At 33.9% G+C, this 16,071-nt stretch carries 17 protein-coding genes and 1 tRNA gene; 12 read left to right on the top strand and 6 right to left on the bottom strand.

The features are described from left to right. The first annotated feature begins 109 nt into the window (after positions 1 to 109). The 4 genes from ACPX19_RS09550 (at position 110) to ACPX19_RS09535 (ending at position 4,099) form a co-directional block, all read left to right on the top strand. Positions 110 to 556, top strand: coding sequence for a DUF4870 domain-containing protein (locus ACPX19_RS09550; RefSeq protein ID WP_426429776.1), 447 nt, complete (start codon positions 110 to 112; stop codon positions 554 to 556). A 60-nt stretch (positions 557 to 616) separates the two neighbouring features. Further along, complete coding sequence (locus ACPX19_RS09545; protein WP_426429775.1) at positions 617 to 958, top strand: PadR family transcriptional regulator; 342 nt, start codon at positions 617 to 619, stop codon at positions 956 to 958. After that, positions 955 to 2,733: a PspC domain-containing protein gene (locus tag ACPX19_RS09540; RefSeq protein ID WP_426429774.1), complete on the top strand. Its 1,779-nt coding sequence runs from the start codon at positions 955 to 957 to the stop codon at positions 2,731 to 2,733. Before ACPX19_RS09545 ends, ACPX19_RS09540 begins: the two co-directional genes overlap by 4 nt. A gap of 535 nt (positions 2,734 to 3,268) precedes the next feature. Beyond that, positions 3,269 to 4,099 carry a GIN domain-containing protein gene (locus tag ACPX19_RS09535; RefSeq protein WP_426429773.1) on the top strand — a complete coding sequence of 277 codons (831 nt, stop codon included), beginning with the start codon at positions 3,269 to 3,271 and terminating at the stop codon, positions 4,097 to 4,099. 4 nt (positions 4,100 to 4,103) lie between these two features. Here the strand turns inward: ACPX19_RS09535 and ACPX19_RS09530 are convergent, their stop codons facing one another. From ACPX19_RS09530 to trxB, 4 genes are all read right to left on the bottom strand, one after another. Next, positions 4,104 to 4,706: a hypothetical protein gene (locus tag ACPX19_RS09530; protein ID WP_426429772.1), complete on the bottom strand. Its 603-nt coding sequence runs from the start codon at positions 4,704 to 4,706 to the stop codon at positions 4,104 to 4,106. Positions 4,707 to 4,760: 54 nt separating this feature from the next. Beyond that, positions 4,761 to 6,083, bottom strand: coding sequence for a hypothetical protein (locus ACPX19_RS09525; protein WP_426429771.1), 1,323 nt, complete (start codon positions 6,081 to 6,083; stop codon positions 4,761 to 4,763). Positions 6,084 to 6,113: 30 nt separating this feature from the next. Beyond that, positions 6,114 to 6,656 carry a YceI family protein gene (locus ACPX19_RS09520; protein WP_426432449.1) on the bottom strand — a complete coding sequence of 181 codons (543 nt, stop codon included), beginning with the start codon at positions 6,654 to 6,656 and terminating at the stop codon, positions 6,114 to 6,116. Positions 6,657 to 6,893: 237 nt separating this feature from the next. After that, positions 6,894 to 7,877, bottom strand: a complete 984-nt coding sequence (gene trxB, locus ACPX19_RS09515) for a thioredoxin-disulfide reductase (RefSeq protein WP_426429770.1) — start codon at positions 7,875 to 7,877, stop codon at positions 6,894 to 6,896. A gap of 159 nt (positions 7,878 to 8,036) precedes the next feature. Between trxB and ACPX19_RS09510 the strand changes: the two genes are divergently transcribed. Further along, a complete protein-coding gene (locus ACPX19_RS09510) occupies positions 8,037 to 8,519 on the top strand; it encodes a hypothetical protein (RefSeq protein WP_426429769.1) in 483 nt (160 codons plus the stop codon). Positions 8,520 to 8,521: 2 nt separating this feature from the next. Here ACPX19_RS09510 and ACPX19_RS09505 read toward each other — a convergent pair whose 3' ends face one another. Then, complete coding sequence (locus ACPX19_RS09505; protein WP_426429768.1) at positions 8,522 to 9,310, bottom strand: hypothetical protein; 789 nt, start codon at positions 9,308 to 9,310, stop codon at positions 8,522 to 8,524. A gap of 232 nt (positions 9,311 to 9,542) precedes the next feature. Between ACPX19_RS09505 and ACPX19_RS09500 the strand changes: the two genes are divergently transcribed. Beyond that, positions 9,543 to 9,701 carry a hypothetical protein gene (locus ACPX19_RS09500; RefSeq protein ID WP_426429767.1) on the top strand — a complete coding sequence of 53 codons (159 nt, stop codon included), beginning with the start codon at positions 9,543 to 9,545 and terminating at the stop codon, positions 9,699 to 9,701. A gap of 60 nt (positions 9,702 to 9,761) precedes the next feature. Here ACPX19_RS09500 and ACPX19_RS09495 read toward each other — a convergent pair. Beyond that, a tRNA-Pro gene (locus ACPX19_RS09495) sits at positions 9,762 to 9,836 on the bottom strand. Between the two features lie 102 nt (positions 9,837 to 9,938). On the opposite strand from ACPX19_RS09495, the gene ACPX19_RS09490 reads away from it, so the two are divergent. The 6 genes from ACPX19_RS09490 to scpA are packed head-to-tail and all read left to right on the top strand — an operon-like array spanning position 9,939 to position 16,049. Further along, a complete protein-coding gene (locus ACPX19_RS09490) occupies positions 9,939 to 11,039 on the top strand; it encodes a PQQ-dependent sugar dehydrogenase (RefSeq protein WP_426429766.1) in 1,101 nt (366 codons plus the stop codon). Beyond that, positions 11,036 to 11,491, top strand: a complete 456-nt coding sequence (locus tag ACPX19_RS09485; RefSeq protein ID WP_426429765.1) for a c-type cytochrome — start codon at positions 11,036 to 11,038, stop codon at positions 11,489 to 11,491. Before ACPX19_RS09490 ends, ACPX19_RS09485 begins: the two co-directional genes overlap by 4 nt. 47 nt (positions 11,492 to 11,538) lie before the next feature. After that, positions 11,539 to 12,147 carry a uridine kinase gene (udk, locus tag ACPX19_RS09480; RefSeq protein WP_426429764.1) on the top strand — a complete coding sequence of 203 codons (609 nt, stop codon included), beginning with the start codon at positions 11,539 to 11,541 and terminating at the stop codon, positions 12,145 to 12,147. Beyond that, positions 12,144 to 12,470: an FtsB family cell division protein gene (locus ACPX19_RS09475; protein WP_426429763.1), complete on the top strand. Its 327-nt coding sequence runs from the start codon at positions 12,144 to 12,146 to the stop codon at positions 12,468 to 12,470. The genes udk and ACPX19_RS09475 overlap by 4 nt, the downstream gene beginning before the upstream one ends. Further along, complete coding sequence (locus ACPX19_RS09470) at positions 12,463 to 13,830, top strand: methylmalonyl-CoA mutase subunit beta (RefSeq protein ID WP_426429762.1); 1,368 nt, start codon at positions 12,463 to 12,465, stop codon at positions 13,828 to 13,830. The genes ACPX19_RS09475 and ACPX19_RS09470 overlap by 8 nt, the downstream gene beginning before the upstream one ends. A 53-nt stretch (positions 13,831 to 13,883) precedes the next feature. Then, on the top strand, positions 13,884 to 16,049 hold the full coding sequence (scpA, locus tag ACPX19_RS09465; protein WP_426429761.1) for a methylmalonyl-CoA mutase: 2,166 nt from the start codon (positions 13,884 to 13,886) through the stop codon (positions 16,047 to 16,049). Positions 16,050 to 16,071: the final 22 nt, after the last annotated feature.

Below are 16,071 nucleotides of genomic sequence, written 5' to 3'. Positions count from 1 at the left end.
ATATTAACACTACTAATGTTAAATATATGTTAATTTTAAGTACTATGCGTAACATAATACCTTCTTTTAGACATATATTTGTATAAGAAACTATTATATACTTTTTAAAATGATAGATAATCATCATAAAAATTTAGCAACATTTATACATCTTTCAACCTTTTCAAGGTTTATTATTCCGTTTGGAAACTTTATCGGACCAATAGTGCTTTGGGCTGCCAATAAGGAAAAATCAGAGTTTGTAGATAAGCACGGAAAACAAGCCATTAACTTTCAGATTAGTGTTTTGCTTTATGCCATAATTATAGGCACTATTAGTGTTCCGTTTTTCATCTTCAAACTTTTTAGAGGACTAGATGTTATCGATTTTCATGGCTTTCACGATTTTCATATTAACGTAGGTGAACCTTCACCTCTACTTTATATAGGTGGTGGACTTGGGGCTTTAGCCGTAATAGGATTTATTATAGAATTAGCACTTATTGTAAAAGCAAGCCTATCTGCAAGGGATGGTTTAGAATACAAATACCCGTTGACTATCAATTTTTTAAAATAAAATTTCATCAATAATCAATCAAAAAATGAACAGTTTAATAAAATTTAAGACGCTTAAATTATGAAGATAGAAAACACAAAAGCACAAATGCGTAAAGGTGTTCTGGAGTATTGCATCTTATCCATCTTAAAAGATGAAGATGCTTACGTTGCAGAAATCTTGGACACTTTAAAAGATGCAAAGATGCTTGTTGTAGAAGGAACCATATATCCACTATTAACAAGATTGAAAAATGCTGGATTGCTCAATTATCGTTGGGAAGAATCCACATCAGGACCACCAAGAAAGTATTATGGTCTTACAGAAACAGGCAAATTGTTTCTTAACGAATTAAACACGACTTGGAGTGAATTACAAAATGCAGTAAACCTAGTAACCAGTACAAAAACAACAAAAAAATGAATAAAACAGTCAATATAAATTTAGCAGGTATATTCTTCCATATAGACGAAGATGCATATCTTAAGTTATCGCGCTATCTTGAGGCTATAAAACGTTCATTTACAGACTCTCAAGGTCGTTCTGAAATTATATCAGACATAGAAGCTAGAATCGCTGAGCTATTTTCGGAGCGCATACAAAACGACAAACAAGTAGTAGGTATTAAACTAGTAGATGAAGTCATTACCATTATGGGACAACCAGAAGATTATTTGGTCGATGACGAAATCTTTGAAGACGAACCTCAACAAAAAAGATCATATAACTCTGGTCCTACAAAAAAACTATTCAGAGACACGGACAACTCATACATTGGTGGTGTTGCTGCTGGTTTGGGGCATTACTTTGGTATAGAATCTATTTGGATGCGATTGATATGGTTGTTATTAGCCATAGGCTCTGGTGGAACGTTCATCTTCATCTATCTTATCTTTTGGGCATTGGTTCCAGAAGCTAGGACTACGGCTGAAAAGCTAATGATGACAGGTGACCCTGTAAACATCAGTAACATTGAAAAAAAAATTAAAGACAGTATTGATTCGGTTTCAGAAACCGTAAAAAATGTTGACTTTAAGAAGCATGGAGAAAAATTAAAGGAAGGATTAGATGATCTTACCGATAATATTTCAGAGACAGTAAGGAGTGTCGATTTTCAAAAGCAAGGCAGTCGATTAAAATCCAGTTCGCAAAACTTTTTTGACTCTATAGGAAGCATATTAATGTTCTTTCTTAAGATTATTGCCAAATTTATAGGAGTCATCCTAATCATTACAGGTATAGGAGCATTAATCACATTGATAGTAGCTTTATTTACAGTTGGTGTAACAGATGCGGTGCATTTTCCTGGTATGGATTTTATTGATGCTGCCAATTCAGCAAACATTCCTTTATGGTTAATGTCTTTATTACTGTTTTTTGCCATTGGTATTCCATTCTTTTTCATATTCTATTTAGGATTAAAGATTTTGGTAAACAACCTAAAATCAATAGGCAATATTGCGAAGTTTACTTTACTTGGAATATGGCTAATATCTATCATAGGACTTGTCATTACTGGCATAAAACAAGCAACGGAGCATGCATTTGACTCCAAAATCACTCTAAACGAAAAGCCACTTAACATAAAAACAGGAGACACATTACGTTTAAAAATGGTTGGGCACGATAATTACAATAGATATGTCAACAGAGACTATCATAGTTATAAACTATTAAGGGATGAAGACGACAACAATATCATATCCACAAAAGACATTAGGCTCATTGTAAAATCTACCAAAGACTCGATAGGTAGAATTGAAATCAAGGGCTTTGCAAGAGGCAGTAGTTATGACTTGGCAAGAGAACGTGCCCAAAATATTGACTACAACTATGCTTTTTCTGGCAAAGACTTACTTTTAGATGCCTTCCTAATAACGGACGTTTCCAATAAATTCAGTGACCAGCATGTAGAAGTTATAGTATATCTACCAGAGGGTTCAGTATTGTATGCAGACGAAAACACATACAGTTTTCATAGAAATTACAGTTCTACAAATGACATTCTTAAAAACAGCATGGAGAAACATTATCTCAGAATTATAGAAGATGATATAGAATGTCTTGACTGTGAAGAAAAAGTAGTTGAAAAAATAGATGAAACCTCAGAAGAAGAACCATCGTCTAAAGAGGATAAATCCGAAGTTAGACTAAAAATAGACGAAGACGGAGTTGATCTTGAAGTCAATGACAATTGATACCAAGAAAATGACAGTTCAGTCATATTGAATTTAAATCAATCAAAATAACACAGACATTTGCTGTGTAATCATCAATACTCTTACGCCAAGGCTGCGGAGCATAAAATCAAAAAATGAACCAATCAATCAAATCACTTTTACTGAGCAATACCAAAGTCTATTAAGAATTTGGTATTGCTACAGTTTGGGTGAAATAATCATCATTATCAATCAAATAAATCAAAAAAATCATGAGCACATTAGTGAGAATAGTAGTTACATTAATTCTAAGTATTTTAATATTATATTAAAACTAAATTAACTTCTTAAATTATTAGAAAAGTCAAGGAAATTTGACGAATTAAACTTATATTGATTAAAAGCAAAAAAATACTGTCTTTTATTAAAAATAACAAACTCATAACCAATCAATTACAAACCGTTTTAAATTCTTTATAGAGTTTGGGGCGGTTTTTGTATATCTTTGTTTAATAGCTAAAAAAGTGACATTAGTATTGAGTTGTGTCTTATTACTAGCGAAAAAAGATTATTGATGAAAAAATTTTTACTCATTTTAGTTTTAATAATGGTTTCAGCACCTATTATTAGCGCACAAGAAAAAATTAAAGGAGATAGAAATGTTACTATTAAACAAACCTACATTGATGACTTTCATACCATAGTTGTTAATGGCGATTTTTCTATTGAAATTGTGTACAACAGCAAACCTTCTGTAACTGTAGAAACAGATGATAATTTGCATGATGTTATTGAGTTTGAAGTCGTGGACGGTGTTTTATCTTTTGGACAGACCATGCGAATTACTTCAAAAAAAAGCCAAAATATTACCGTTAATTATGGAGACGCACTTCAAAATATAGAAATTAGAGGAGATGGGGAAATTAGATCGTTAACGACCATGGAGCTTAAAGATGTTAGTTTAATAACTAGCGATGATTCTAGAGCCTATCTAAATATTAAAGCCAATAATTTTTCTTATAAGAGTACAGGGAAATCTAAAACGAGATTAAACCTAACTTCAGATTCAACAAAAATTGAATTAAGTGACAATAGTAAACTAGATGCTTTAATTACCACTAAAGTAGCTAATTTTGATTTGTATCAACGGTCAGATGCAGTTATTGAAGGTACTGCAAATAGTTCTGTAATTAGGTTAGATAATTCAAGTAATTTCAATAGTCCAAAGTTTGATGTTAAAACTGTGGATGCTATCTTAGAAGGAAATAGTGACTTAACAATAAGTACAATAGATAATATCACTATTGCTGCTTCTGGCGATACTGAACTGTATCTTTTTGGTAGCCCAGCAATTACCATCACAAAATTTGAAGACACAGCGAAACTTCAAAAGAAGAAACGATAATAAACTATTCTACTCTAAAATTTAACAAAAACTCTATCTCAATAATTGGAGACACCTTAATGACTCCTAGCATTTTCTTGGGTGGCTCAAGACTAAAATCATTAATATTTAACGCTAAAATGCCGTCAATATTGATACCCTCAATGGATTTTGAGGTTGAAATGGGTACATCATAAGTGTTTTTAATGTCGCATATAACTACCTCAATTGTAGCCATTGTACAATCTTGAGAAATTTTTGATTTCATTACTCTTTTTAATGCTAATTTGATTTCTGGAAAATTATCCACATTGAGGAGTTTCTGGAAATCTTTATTTATCATTTTGCCACCACAATCAAAATGTATCGCAGGAATTACCAATTTGGTATTGGTAAAATTTAAATAATCTTTTGACTCCTCATACAAGACCTCCATGTGTTCTGATAATATATTCATATCTAGGACACATTCAAACTTATTAACATTAGAGCTTCCTTTAATCTTAAGCGAACTTCCCTCACAAAAAGACACTGTAGAAGTTTTCGGAAATGAGCTTAAGTCATGCCTCCAAGGAAAGAGACAGGACATTAAGACAAATGTACCTATGAATAAGTGTGTAATTTTCATAACTATAGAAAAAGGCCTTCTTGTTAGAAGGCCTTAATATATTAATTTAAAATCTTAGAAGCTAATGACGGCTTCAAACATTAAGCCATTGAATTTACCTTCATAGAGAACGTTATCTGATGGATAGCCATCATAGCTTTGAGCAACATACTCAAGTTTTGCTAGAACATTTTTAGTCAAGAAATAACCAGCTGACAACTGGAATCTATCTATATCTGCATCACCAAATGATTGTTCTGAACTTACAGTATTGTAACGACCACCGATGTAGAAGTCTTCAGAAGATCCAAAGCGATAGATTACTTCACCAGCTAACTGTGTTGTACTACGGTTATCAGATTCCGAAGCAGCTCTACCATTTGCAAATTCCAGAGTACCAAAGAATTCCAAGCCACCATACTTCACGAATGGGTTGAACATAATAGCGGTAATTCTATTTCTGAAACCAGGATCAAAACGTCCTGTTCTAAATGTATTAGTAGCTGTAGTATTTTGTAGAGACTGTGTTCTAAAATCAAAATATTGTTCAGGTGATAAAACAGAATAATATCTAGAACCTGCTCTATCTGCTGTATAAAGATAGTTGTTTGGAACATATCCTGTAGTGTATAAAGACCCTGTTAATCTGAATCTTAAATCTTCGGTGAATTGTTTGTCATACCCCAATTTTGCAAGAAACGCAGCTCCACCTGTTTTACCATTAGAACCTTCTAGGACATTTTGATTTAACTTACCATTAGTGAATCCAATCATACCAATAAATCCATTTCTTTGATAATAAACTTCAGCCCCAACTTCCGTTGTAAAAGCATCCATAATCAGGTTTCCAACAAATGGGTTGTAAATAGCTTGAGCATTATCACTTCTTCTAAAATGTGCATCACCATAGTTATTTTCCATATGCCCTATTTTAACAGTGGTATACTTCATAAGGTTACTTAATAAACCTTCACTAATGAAATCTAGGTTATCTATTTGAAAATAGCCACCTTTTACATAAGGTTCTGGGTGGTGACGAGAAGATAGATAGGTTCTTAAATGCATTCTTAAACCTTTAGCTAAAGCTACATCTAAGTCTAAGTTGGCTGTAGCCAAGTTAAAATTATAACCTATTTCTTGTAATGTGTTCGTTGAAGTTTGATCAGCTGGTGCTACACCATTTTCATGGTCTATGGCTTGATATTGCAATGTCGATTGCCCACCTACTCTTACTTTTACACTTTCAAAAGTTGAAACACTGTCTTTTGGTGCTTCAAATACATTTATACCACGTTTATCAGGTTGTCTGTAATTGTCTAAATTTCTGTTCTGGGCATTTAGGCTAAACAGTCCTAACATGACCATAATTAATACTGAGGTTTTTAATGTAGTTTTCATAATTTTTTGTTTGTGTTAGTTGATTACGTTTTATTTCGTTTTAAATGTTGATTTGTAACTGATGGTAATGGCATCACCGGTTTTGATTGTGCCTAATAGGGCGGTTGGTGGCTCTACGCCAAAATCGGTCATTTTTATTTCATTTTTACCGGATATTAGAACCATACTATCTTTCATTTCAAGTTTTAAAGACATTGGTATTTCCTTAGTATTACCAACGATAGTTAATTCTCCAATACCATTAAGCTCATATGTATTATCAGATATTTTTTTGATTTCTGATGTCTTTGTTAACTTAAAGGTTATCTTCTTGTAGTCATCAGTTTCTAAAGCTTTGTAGGTGTTCTTATCCATTTTGGATTTTCCACTTTTTAAACTTTCACTTTCTACAGTAATATTAAGCTCTTTTACGGTAATTGTTTCAGACTGTTCTAAATTCAAATTACCTGCTTGGTTTTCAACATCTATATGCCAATCATGCAAAGATGACGTTCCCTCTATCTTCATAAAGGAAGTGCTGTTATCAAGTTTGTAAGTTTGAGTGTGTGCCACTGCCGAAATAAAAAATAGCATTGTGAAGAGCAGTGTTTTTTTGGGTAAGTGTTTAAATAATTGCATTGTGTCTACTAATTAATTTAATACAAAGGTTAGTATTTCAAATACGAAATTTTATGACATTTATCACATTTGACTGTTTTTTATAAATTATTCTCTTTTTAATAGTGATTTTTTGAAATATATTCAAAATAAAAATCCTAAGCGCAATGCTTAGGATTTAAATATCTAGTAAAATATATTGTTTTTTGACAACTAATTGTAGGTTGAAGTTGCCACTTCGAAATCAGATTCCTTAGCTGCTAAATAGCGCTCAGCATCTAACGCAGCCATACAACCAGTACCAGCTGCTGTAATAGCCTGCCTGTAAACATGGTCTGCAGCATCTCCACTTACAAAGACTCCTTCTATATTAGTTTTGCTTGTTCCTGGTTGTGCATTGACGATGTAACCTGTTTCATCTAAATCTATCTGACCCTTAAATATATCTGTATTAGGCTTATGGCCTATAGCCACAAAGAAACCTGTTGCAGGAATATCTTGCTTTTCGTTAGTTTGATTATTAAACACCCTAACTCCAGTTACAACTTGGCCGTCTCCCAAAACCTCTTCAGTTTCAGTATTATATAAGATTTCGATATTTTCTGTTTTTTTTACGCGCTCTGCCATAATTTTAGATGCTCTAAACTCATCGCGGCGCACCAACATGGTCACTTTTTTACAAAGCTTTGATAAGTAGTGTGCCTCTTCACAAGCAGAATCTCCTGCACCAACAATCACTACTTCCTGATTTCTGTAAAAGAAACCATCACAAACCGCACAAGCCGAAACCCCACCACCCAATTGCAAATACTTTTGTTCTGATGGCAAACCTAAATACTTTGCCGAAGCACCTGTAGAAATAATAACTGTAGAAGCGTGGATTTCCTTTTCATCGTTAACCCAAACTTTGTGTATATCACCTGTAAAATCAACTTTAGTTATCCACCCATGACGAACATCTGTGCCAAAACGCTCTGCTTGTTTTTGTAATTGTATCATCATTTCTGGTCCTGTAATGCCATCTGGATATCCAGGGAAGTTTTCAACATCATTTGTAGTCGTTAATTGACCTCCTGGTTGCTCACCTTGGTACAACACTGGTTCCATATTTGCTCTAGATGCATATATTGCTGCAGTATATCCAGCAGGTCCAGAGCCTATTATTAAGCATTTTACTTTCTCGATTGTATCAGACATATCTTGTGTTTTATTACAGAGCAAAAGTAGGATTTTTGTATAAAACCTTACTTAGAAGTTATTAACACTTACTATTGCATCATAAAGTTTTCAAATTGTTTTAGTTTCTCAAATTAATTTATTAATTTTTAAATGTTTAATAGCTAAATCTAACTTGTCATGAGAGCAAAAATTCTATCCCTAAGCATGCTATTTTTATTAGCTTTATCATGTAAAAATGAAGCTAAAATTAATGAAGAAACAAGTAGTTCATCAAATACCGAACTAAATGACAAACTGGTAGACCTAAAGGGTACATGGGAACTTACAGGCTTTTATAATTACAAGGATAATGTTGTTGTTGATTCTTTTAAAATGAATCCTGACTTTAGACAACTAAAAATGTACACGGATACCAAAGTGATGTGGTGCAAACACAGGCCAGCAGATTCCTCTGAGTGGTTTGGTTATGGAACATACATATACGATGGTGATCAACTTACTGAAGTATTAGATTTTGGTTCTGCTGTTATGAATGAAGTCATTGAAGAAAAAAAACGGTTTGTTTTTGATTTAGACTTATATCCTAATAAATTTCAACAAATAGAATTAGATGACGAAGGCAACCGAATCTATTCTGAAAACTATGTAAGAGTTGAATAGTACTAACCGTAAAAGCTAAATTCTCTCCTAATTTTTTTAGTAATAAAACGAAAACTATAATTTCTAAGTTTTGCCACAATCCGCTTCAATCCATCTGAGGACAACCATCCTTTATGGTTGTTAAACTTTTTTATGTTCGATACATGCATCAAATGATTTTCTCCATTTGCCATGCTATAAATACCGCCGTAAAATGGTAATGGCTTAAGTTTTATTGTGTTGTTTAGAACCGTCAAACGATGATCGAAAAATAAAATAGGATCAACTTCAAAAAAGTATTGTAACAACTCTGGCTTTACTATAATAGAACTCCCACAGAGATAACTAAATTTAAACGTTGCAAACAAAAAGGATTTACCCTCAAAATGCAAATAACCATTTTTTATGTACCATCCAGGTTCATCACCACTAGATTTGTTAACGAACTCGGCTATTCGGCAGCTGACATAATCATCTGAATCCACGGTCATGATATAGTCGCTCACTAATTCATTTCTTGCATAATCCGCTCCTAACTTTAGCTTTTTACCTTTATCAATCTCCCTACGCTTATTTATACTTTCACTTGATTCATTCTGTCTTCTTACAGGCGCATCAAAATCAACTTGTAAATAATTGATGTTTTTATGTGTAAAATTTATTTGAGGAATTTCATGACAAACCGCAACTAATTTGAAATTTTGATCAGTCTGATTGCAGATAGACTTAAAAGTCCGTTCAACAAGATTACAAAACTCTAACCAATCGCTAGAAACACGCTTACTTTTTACTGGCACAATAAAGGTTAACATAAATGAATTACTTTTCAGTAAGTTAAACTAAACAAACCCTGACTACCATTAAAAAATAATCGACCAATCTTAAAAATCAACTATGGAGTATTACCTCCTGTATGAAAAATTAACAAAACCTTATAAAGAAGACACTTTATCTATGTTCTGAGCATTTAGCTTTAACCTTTTTTAACTTGTGATATGTCATTAAATACCTTATATTAAAGAGAATCAAAAAAAATTACAGAAAATGAAATTTATAAAGGATAAAAATGAAAAAAGAAGAGATTATCTTTTTCAAAAAGATAAAAAGACAATAATTGGCGCAAGAATTATAGGTTTTATATTACTTGTATTAGTAAGCGCCGTAATAATTTCAGGAATTGATTTCGAATTAAGCAGTTTGTAACAAACTATTTCTACATAAAATAAAAAAGCTCAGCAAATGCTGAGCTTTTTTATTTTAAAGTCGGGGTGGCAGGATTCGAACCTGCGACCTCCGCGTCCCAAACGCGGCGCGATAACCGGGCTACGCTACACCCCGAAATTTGGTTATCAAATTAGGACTGCAAATATAGAGTTTTTCTTTACAATCCAACAACATTTTTCTAACTTTAAAAATTGATATTAAATCCCCCTTTTTATTATGAAATTAAGACTTCCAATAATAGGTTTAATTCTAATAAGCATACTCACATGTGCTCAAGATAAAAATCCTACTAATACCAAAAACACCCATGAAGTTATTGTCTCTGAACTTAATATACCATGGGGTTTTACATTTTTGCCTGATGGTGCTATGCTTATTACAGAAAAAGCAGGGCAATTAATTCATTTTAAAAGTGGTAAAAAAACCGAAATCTCCGGATTACCAGAAATATATGTGAGAGGACAAGGTGGATTTATGGACGTCACACTTCATCCTGATTACAAAAATAATCATCTTGTCTATTTCTCCTATGCCTCTTCAGATGGGAAAGAAGATGGTGGTAACACCACAATTGCTTCGGCTATATTTAAGAATATGACTCTAACCAACTGGAAAGTGTTATACAAAGCAGAACCAAATTCAAGGAAGGGACAGCATTTTGGCTCTCGCCTTCAATTTGATAAAGATGGTTATCTATTTTTCTCTATTGGTGACAGAGGAAACCGTGACGAAAACCCACAAGATATTACAAGAGACTGTGGCAAGATTTATCGTATTAATGATGATGGCACAATCCCAGTAGACAACCCATTTTACGAGCAAACTAATGCTAAAAAAGCTATCTACTCTTATGGTCATAGAAATCCTCAGGGAATGACCATACACCCAAAAACAGGTGAAATATGGACCCATGAACATGGACCAAAAGGTGGAGACGAAATCAACATCATAAAAGCAGGTAAAAATTACGGTTGGCCTGTTATTAGTTATGGAGTTAATTACAGTGGCACAAAATTCACTGATATTACCGAGAAAGAAGGTATGGAACAACCGCTTCACTATTGGGATCCTTCAATAGCACCAAGTGGAATGGCTTTTATTAATAGCGACAAATATGGTTATTGGGACGGTAATTTATTGGTCGGCTCATTAAAATTTCAGTATTTAGATATGTGTACTCTAAAAGATGGTAAAGTCATTAAAGAAGAACGCTTATTGGATGATATAGGTAGAGTTAGATCTATAGAACAAGGGCCAGACGGCTATATTTATGTTGGAGTAGAAAATTTAGGAATTGTAAAATTATTAAGAGAATGATAAAATATTGCAAACTGTTAGTTGTAGCATTCTTGGTGGTTTCTTGTAACTATGATAACAAGAAAACTAATATTGCAGATTATTCATTAAACAAAGAAAACACTAGTTCTGATCCACAACTGAAAGCTAGTATAGAGCGCGGCAAATTAGTTTATGAGGATCTGTGCATAACCTGTCATATGGGAAATGGTGAAGGCGCGCCAAAAGTATTTCCACCTTTAGCCCAATCAGATTATTTAAAGGAAAATCAGGAAGCTAGCATAAAAGGCATAAAAGAAGGGATGTCTGGTGAAATTGTTGTAAACGGTATAACCTACAACAGTGTTATGGCACCTTTAGGCTTAAGTGATGAAGAAGTAGCAGATGTAATGAACTACATCAACAATAGTTGGGGAAATAGTTACGGTAAATTTATAACCACTGAAGATGTGACAAAAGTCATTAAAAACTAGCCTTAATTAATTAACTTTGCAGAACTAACTAAATCTAAACATTTACAATGCTCATAATCGGAATTGGCGGAGGAACAGGATGTGGAAAAACCACTGTTGTTAATACAATTCTACAAGAACTACCAGAGGGAGAAGTTGGGGTAATATCACAAGATTCTTATTACAAGGATACATCTCATTTAAGTTTTGAAGAACGTGTAAAAATCAATTTTGACCATCCACGTTCCATTGATTTCGAACTTTTAGAAAAGCACCTCAAAGACCTTAAAAAAGGTAAATCTATTGATCAACCTGTATATTCTTTTGTTAAACACAACAGAACTGGCGATGTTATAGTGACCCAACCAAGAAAAGTAATGATAGTTGAGGGCATACTCATTCTATCTCACACGGAAATAAGAGAATTGTTTGACATCAAGATATTTGTTCATGCGGACTCTGACGAACGATTAATACGTCGTCTAAAGCGAGATATTACAGAACGAGGTAGAGATATAGACGAAGTATTAACAAGATACCAAACTACATTAAAACCTATGCATCAACAATTTATAGAACCCATGAAGGAGTATGCAGATATCATTATACCAAACAACAAATACAACACAGTAGCTGTAGACATCGTTAAAACAATAATAAACGAACGTTTACAATGAAACTACTGAACAATAAATTTCTAAAACCATTTAAGAACATTTATGTTCTTGTGCTTACGGTGTTTATTGTTTGGATGCTATTTTTTGATGCCCATTCATTATTGTTCCACCGAGAGCTCAATAAAGAAATTGAAGAAATAGAATACCAAAAAGAGCATTATAAAAACGAAATCGCAAAAGATAAGAAAGCTATAAAAGAACTAAGCACAGAAGAAGGTACCGAACGTGCCGCACGTGAAAATTACTATATGAAAAAAGATAACGAAGATATTTTCATTATAGAGTACGAAGACAGCATAGCTAAACAAGATAACGATGAGTAAATCCTTATTTAAAGATTTTGAAGGTGTTTCCTCAAAAGCTTGGAAACAAAAAATACAAGTAGATTTAAAAGGTGCTGATTACAACGACACCTTAATTTGGCACACTAACGAAGGCATAGACGTAAAACCGTTTTACCATTCTGATGAATTTGAAAATTTACCAGAAACCTCAAGAACTAAAGCCACACAATGGAAAATCTCACAAGTAATCGAGGTAATTGATACTAAAGAAGCCAATGCAAAAGCTATCGATGCAATTTCTAGAGGTGCCGAGAATATTATTTTCAATATCACTTGTGATACTATTTCGATTGAAGACTTATTTAAGAATATTGATTTAAAATCAGTTTCTGTTGAGATAAAATGCGATTTCCTTTCAGTTGATTTTTTAAATAAAATAAGTTCTAAGGACAATGGAGTTCAGGCAACTATTCATACCGACATCATAGGAAATCTTGCCAAAACAGGAAATTGGTATTCAAGCTTAAAAGAAGATCATGAAAAATTTGATGCTATTTTAAAATCATCATATCAACTCTCAATAAATGCTGGTTTATACCAAAATGCAGGTGCTACTATTGTACAGCAATTGGCATACAGTTTAGCACATGCCAATGAATATTTAAATCATTTCGATAATCTCTCAGACGAAATAAAAGAATCAATAGTAGTAACTTTTAACACAACTGTTGGCTCAAATTACTTTTTCGAAATAGCTAAAATTAGAGCGCTTAGACAACTATGGCAAGCTCTAGCTTTAGAATATGGCTTTAATACCAACTGCAGAATTGTTGCCATACCAAGCAAACGCAACAAAACGATTTACGATTATAATGTGAATATGCTACGTACCACAACAGAGTGCATGAGTGCAATATTGGGTGGTGCAAATGTCATTGCCAACTTACCATATGATAGTTTGTATCATCAACCAAATGAATTTGGAGAGCGTATTGCTCGCAACCAGCTTCTAGTGCTTAAAAATGAGAGTTATTTTCATAAGGTAAATAATCCTGCAGATGGTGCTTATTATATTGAAAGTTTAACCGAACAATTAGCAGAAAAGGCACTTATACTTTTTAAAGACATTGAAGCTCATGGAGGTTTCTTAAGTCAATTAAAGGAAGGCACAATTCAACGAAAAATTAAAGAAAGTGCTGATAAAGAACAAGCTGATTTTGATGCCAAAAAACTAATCCTTTTAGGAACTAACAAGCATCCAAATCCTGCTGATAAAATGAAAAATGATTTGGAAGTAAGTCCATTTTTAAGGGTTGAAAAAAGAAAAACCCTTATTGAACCAATAATTGAAAAAAGATTGTCTGAAAATTTGGAAATCAAAAGATTAAAAGAAGAATAAAACTCAATATAGATAAAATCTATGGTTGATATTTTCACTAAAACATTAAGGTTATGAGCAGAAAAAACCTTCAACATATAAATTTAAGATCTTTAGCTGAAAAAGAAAATACCTCAACAGATTTTCTAACAGCTGAAGACATTAAAGTAAAATCTAATTATTCAAAAGAAGATCTAAAAGATTTAGAACACTTAGATTTTGTAGCTGGTATTGCACCTAATCTTCGTGGTCCATACTCTACCATGTATGTCATTAGGCCTTGGACGATTAGACAATATGCAGGTTTTTCTACTGCTGAAGAGAGTAATGCTTTCTATAGACGTAATTTGGCTGCAGGACAAAAAGGACTTTCGGTTGCTTTTGATTTAGCCACACACAGAGGTTACGACTCAGACCACGAGCGTGTTGTTGGCGATGTCGGTAAAGCAGGTGTAGCCATAGATTCGGTTGAAGACATGAAGATTCTCTTCGACCAAATCCCACTCGATAAAATGTCAGTTTCTATGACCATGAATGGTGCAGTATTACCAATTATGGCATTTTATATCGTTGCAGCCGAAGAGCAAGGAGTAAAACCACAACAACTGGCAGGAACCATTCAAAATGATATTCTAAAAGAGTTTATGGTGCGTAATACCTACATCTACCCACCAACTCCTTCGATGAAAATCATTTCTGATATTTTTGAGTACACCAGTCAAAACATGCCAAAGTTTAACAGTATCAGTATTTCTGGTTATCATATGCAAGAAGCTGGTGCAACCTGCGATATTGAGTTGGCTTACACCTTAGCTGATGGTCTAGAGTACATTAGAAAAGGCTTGGAAGCAGGCATGGATATAGACACGTTTGCTCCACGTTTATCCTTCTTTTGGGCCATTGGCATGAATCATTTTATGGAAATTGCCAAAATGCGCGCAGCTCGTATGCTTTGGGCAAAACTGGTAAAGCAATTCAATCCTAAAAATGACAAATCGCTGGCACTGCGAACACACTGCCAAACTTCTGGTTGGAGTTTAACTGAGCAAGATCCTTTTAACAATGTTGCAAGAACTTGTATCGAAGCTGCTGCTGCTGCTTTTGGTGGCACACAGAGTTTACACACCAACGCACTGGATGAAGCTATAGCCTTACCAACGGATTTTTCTGCACGTATTGCTCGTAACACACAGATATATCTTCAAGAAGAGACGTACATCACCAAAACAGTAGACCCTTGGGCTGGAAGTTATTATGTTGAATCGCTTACTCATGAGATTGCCAATAAAGCTTGGGAGCATATCCAAGAAATTGAAGAATTGGGCGGCATGACCAAGGCCATTGAAGCCGGAATTCCGAAGTTACGTATTGAAGAAGCTGCTGCTCGCAAGCAGGCACGCATTGACTCAGGACAAGACATCATAGTTGGAGTTAACAAATATCGTTTAGAACAAGAAGACCCAATCCAAACTCTAGAAGTAGATAACCAGACGGTTAGAAACCAACAAATAGAACGTCTTAACCACATTAAAAATACTAGAAACACCAAAGAAGTTACTGAAGCGTTGGCTAAATTAACTCAAGCCGCTAGAGATTGGTCAAATTCTGATGCTAAATCAAAATCCTCTTCAGGAGATTCCCATTTCCATGGGAATTTGTTAGCTTTAGCCGTAGATGCAGCAAGAAAACGTGCCACTTTAGGCGAAATTAGCGATGCATTAGAAGCTGAATTTGGACGTTACAAGGCACAAATAAAATCATTTAGCGGAGTGTATAGCAAAGAAATAAAAGACGACGAAAGCTTTAAAAAAGCCCGAGCATTAGCCGATCAATTTGCAGAACAAGATGGTCGTAGACCTCGTATTATGATTGCAAAAATGGGGCAAGATGGTCACGATAGAGGTGCTAAAGTAGTAGCTACTGGTTATGCCGATGTTGGTTTTGATGTTGATATTGGCCCATTATTCCAAACACCAAAAGAAGCTGCTAAGCAAGCTGTAGAAAATGATGTGCATATTTTAGGTGTTTCCTCATTAGCTGCTGGACACAAAACTCTTGTACCGCAAGTTATTGAAGAATTAAAAAATTATGGTAGAGAAGATATCATGGTCATCGTTGGTGGTGTGATACCAAAGCAAGACTACCAATATCTATTCAATGCTGGTGCTGTTGCAGTCTTCGGACCAGGAACTAAAATCAGTGATGCTGCTATAAAGATTTTGGAAATTTTGATTGATTAAAACTCAAAAATCAATACATATA

Origin of the sequence: Winogradskyella sp. HB-48, from assembly GCF_049942685.1 — a bacterium.
Classification (GTDB): Bacteria; Bacteroidota; Bacteroidia; order Flavobacteriales; family Flavobacteriaceae; genus Winogradskyella.
This window is presented reverse-complemented; position numbering and strand designations above follow the sequence as displayed.

Excerpts from the sequence above, each read along its gene's own strand:
- ACPX19_RS09550 (WP_426429776.1), top strand. The coding sequence starts at position 110 with ATGATAGATAATCATCATAAAAATTTAGCAACATTTATACATCTTTCA.
- ACPX19_RS09545 (WP_426429775.1), top strand. The coding sequence starts at position 617 with ATGAAGATAGAAAACACAAAAGCACAAATGCGTAAAGGTGTTCTGGAG.
- ACPX19_RS09540 (WP_426429774.1), top strand. The coding sequence starts at position 955 with ATGAATAAAACAGTCAATATAAATTTAGCAGGTATATTCTTCCATATA.
- ACPX19_RS09535 (WP_426429773.1), top strand. The coding sequence starts at position 3,269 with ATGAAAAAATTTTTACTCATTTTAGTTTTAATAATGGTTTCAGCACCT.
- ACPX19_RS09530 (WP_426429772.1), bottom strand. The coding sequence starts at position 4,706 with ATGAAAATTACACACTTATTCATAGGTACATTTGTCTTAATGTCCTGT.
- ACPX19_RS09525 (WP_426429771.1), bottom strand. The coding sequence starts at position 6,083 with ATGAAAACTACATTAAAAACCTCAGTATTAATTATGGTCATGTTAGGA.
- ACPX19_RS09520 (WP_426432449.1), bottom strand. The coding sequence starts at position 6,656 with ATGCTATTTTTTATTTCGGCAGTGGCACACACTCAAACTTACAAACTT.
- trxB (WP_426429770.1), bottom strand. The coding sequence starts at position 7,877 with ATGTCTGATACAATCGAGAAAGTAAAATGCTTAATAATAGGCTCTGGA.
- ACPX19_RS09510 (WP_426429769.1), top strand. The coding sequence starts at position 8,037 with ATGAGAGCAAAAATTCTATCCCTAAGCATGCTATTTTTATTAGCTTTA.
- ACPX19_RS09505 (WP_426429768.1), bottom strand. The coding sequence starts at position 9,310 with ATGTTAACCTTTATTGTGCCAGTAAAAAGTAAGCGTGTTTCTAGCGAT.
- ACPX19_RS09500 (WP_426429767.1), top strand. The coding sequence starts at position 9,543 with ATGAAATTTATAAAGGATAAAAATGAAAAAAGAAGAGATTATCTTTTT.
- ACPX19_RS09490 (WP_426429766.1), top strand. The coding sequence starts at position 9,939 with ATGAAATTAAGACTTCCAATAATAGGTTTAATTCTAATAAGCATACTC.
- ACPX19_RS09485 (WP_426429765.1), top strand. The coding sequence starts at position 11,036 with ATGATAAAATATTGCAAACTGTTAGTTGTAGCATTCTTGGTGGTTTCT.
- udk (WP_426429764.1), top strand. The coding sequence starts at position 11,539 with ATGCTCATAATCGGAATTGGCGGAGGAACAGGATGTGGAAAAACCACT.
- ACPX19_RS09475 (WP_426429763.1), top strand. The coding sequence starts at position 12,144 with ATGAAACTACTGAACAATAAATTTCTAAAACCATTTAAGAACATTTAT.
- ACPX19_RS09470 (WP_426429762.1), top strand. The coding sequence starts at position 12,463 with ATGAGTAAATCCTTATTTAAAGATTTTGAAGGTGTTTCCTCAAAAGCT.
- scpA (WP_426429761.1), top strand. The coding sequence starts at position 13,884 with ATGAGCAGAAAAAACCTTCAACATATAAATTTAAGATCTTTAGCTGAA.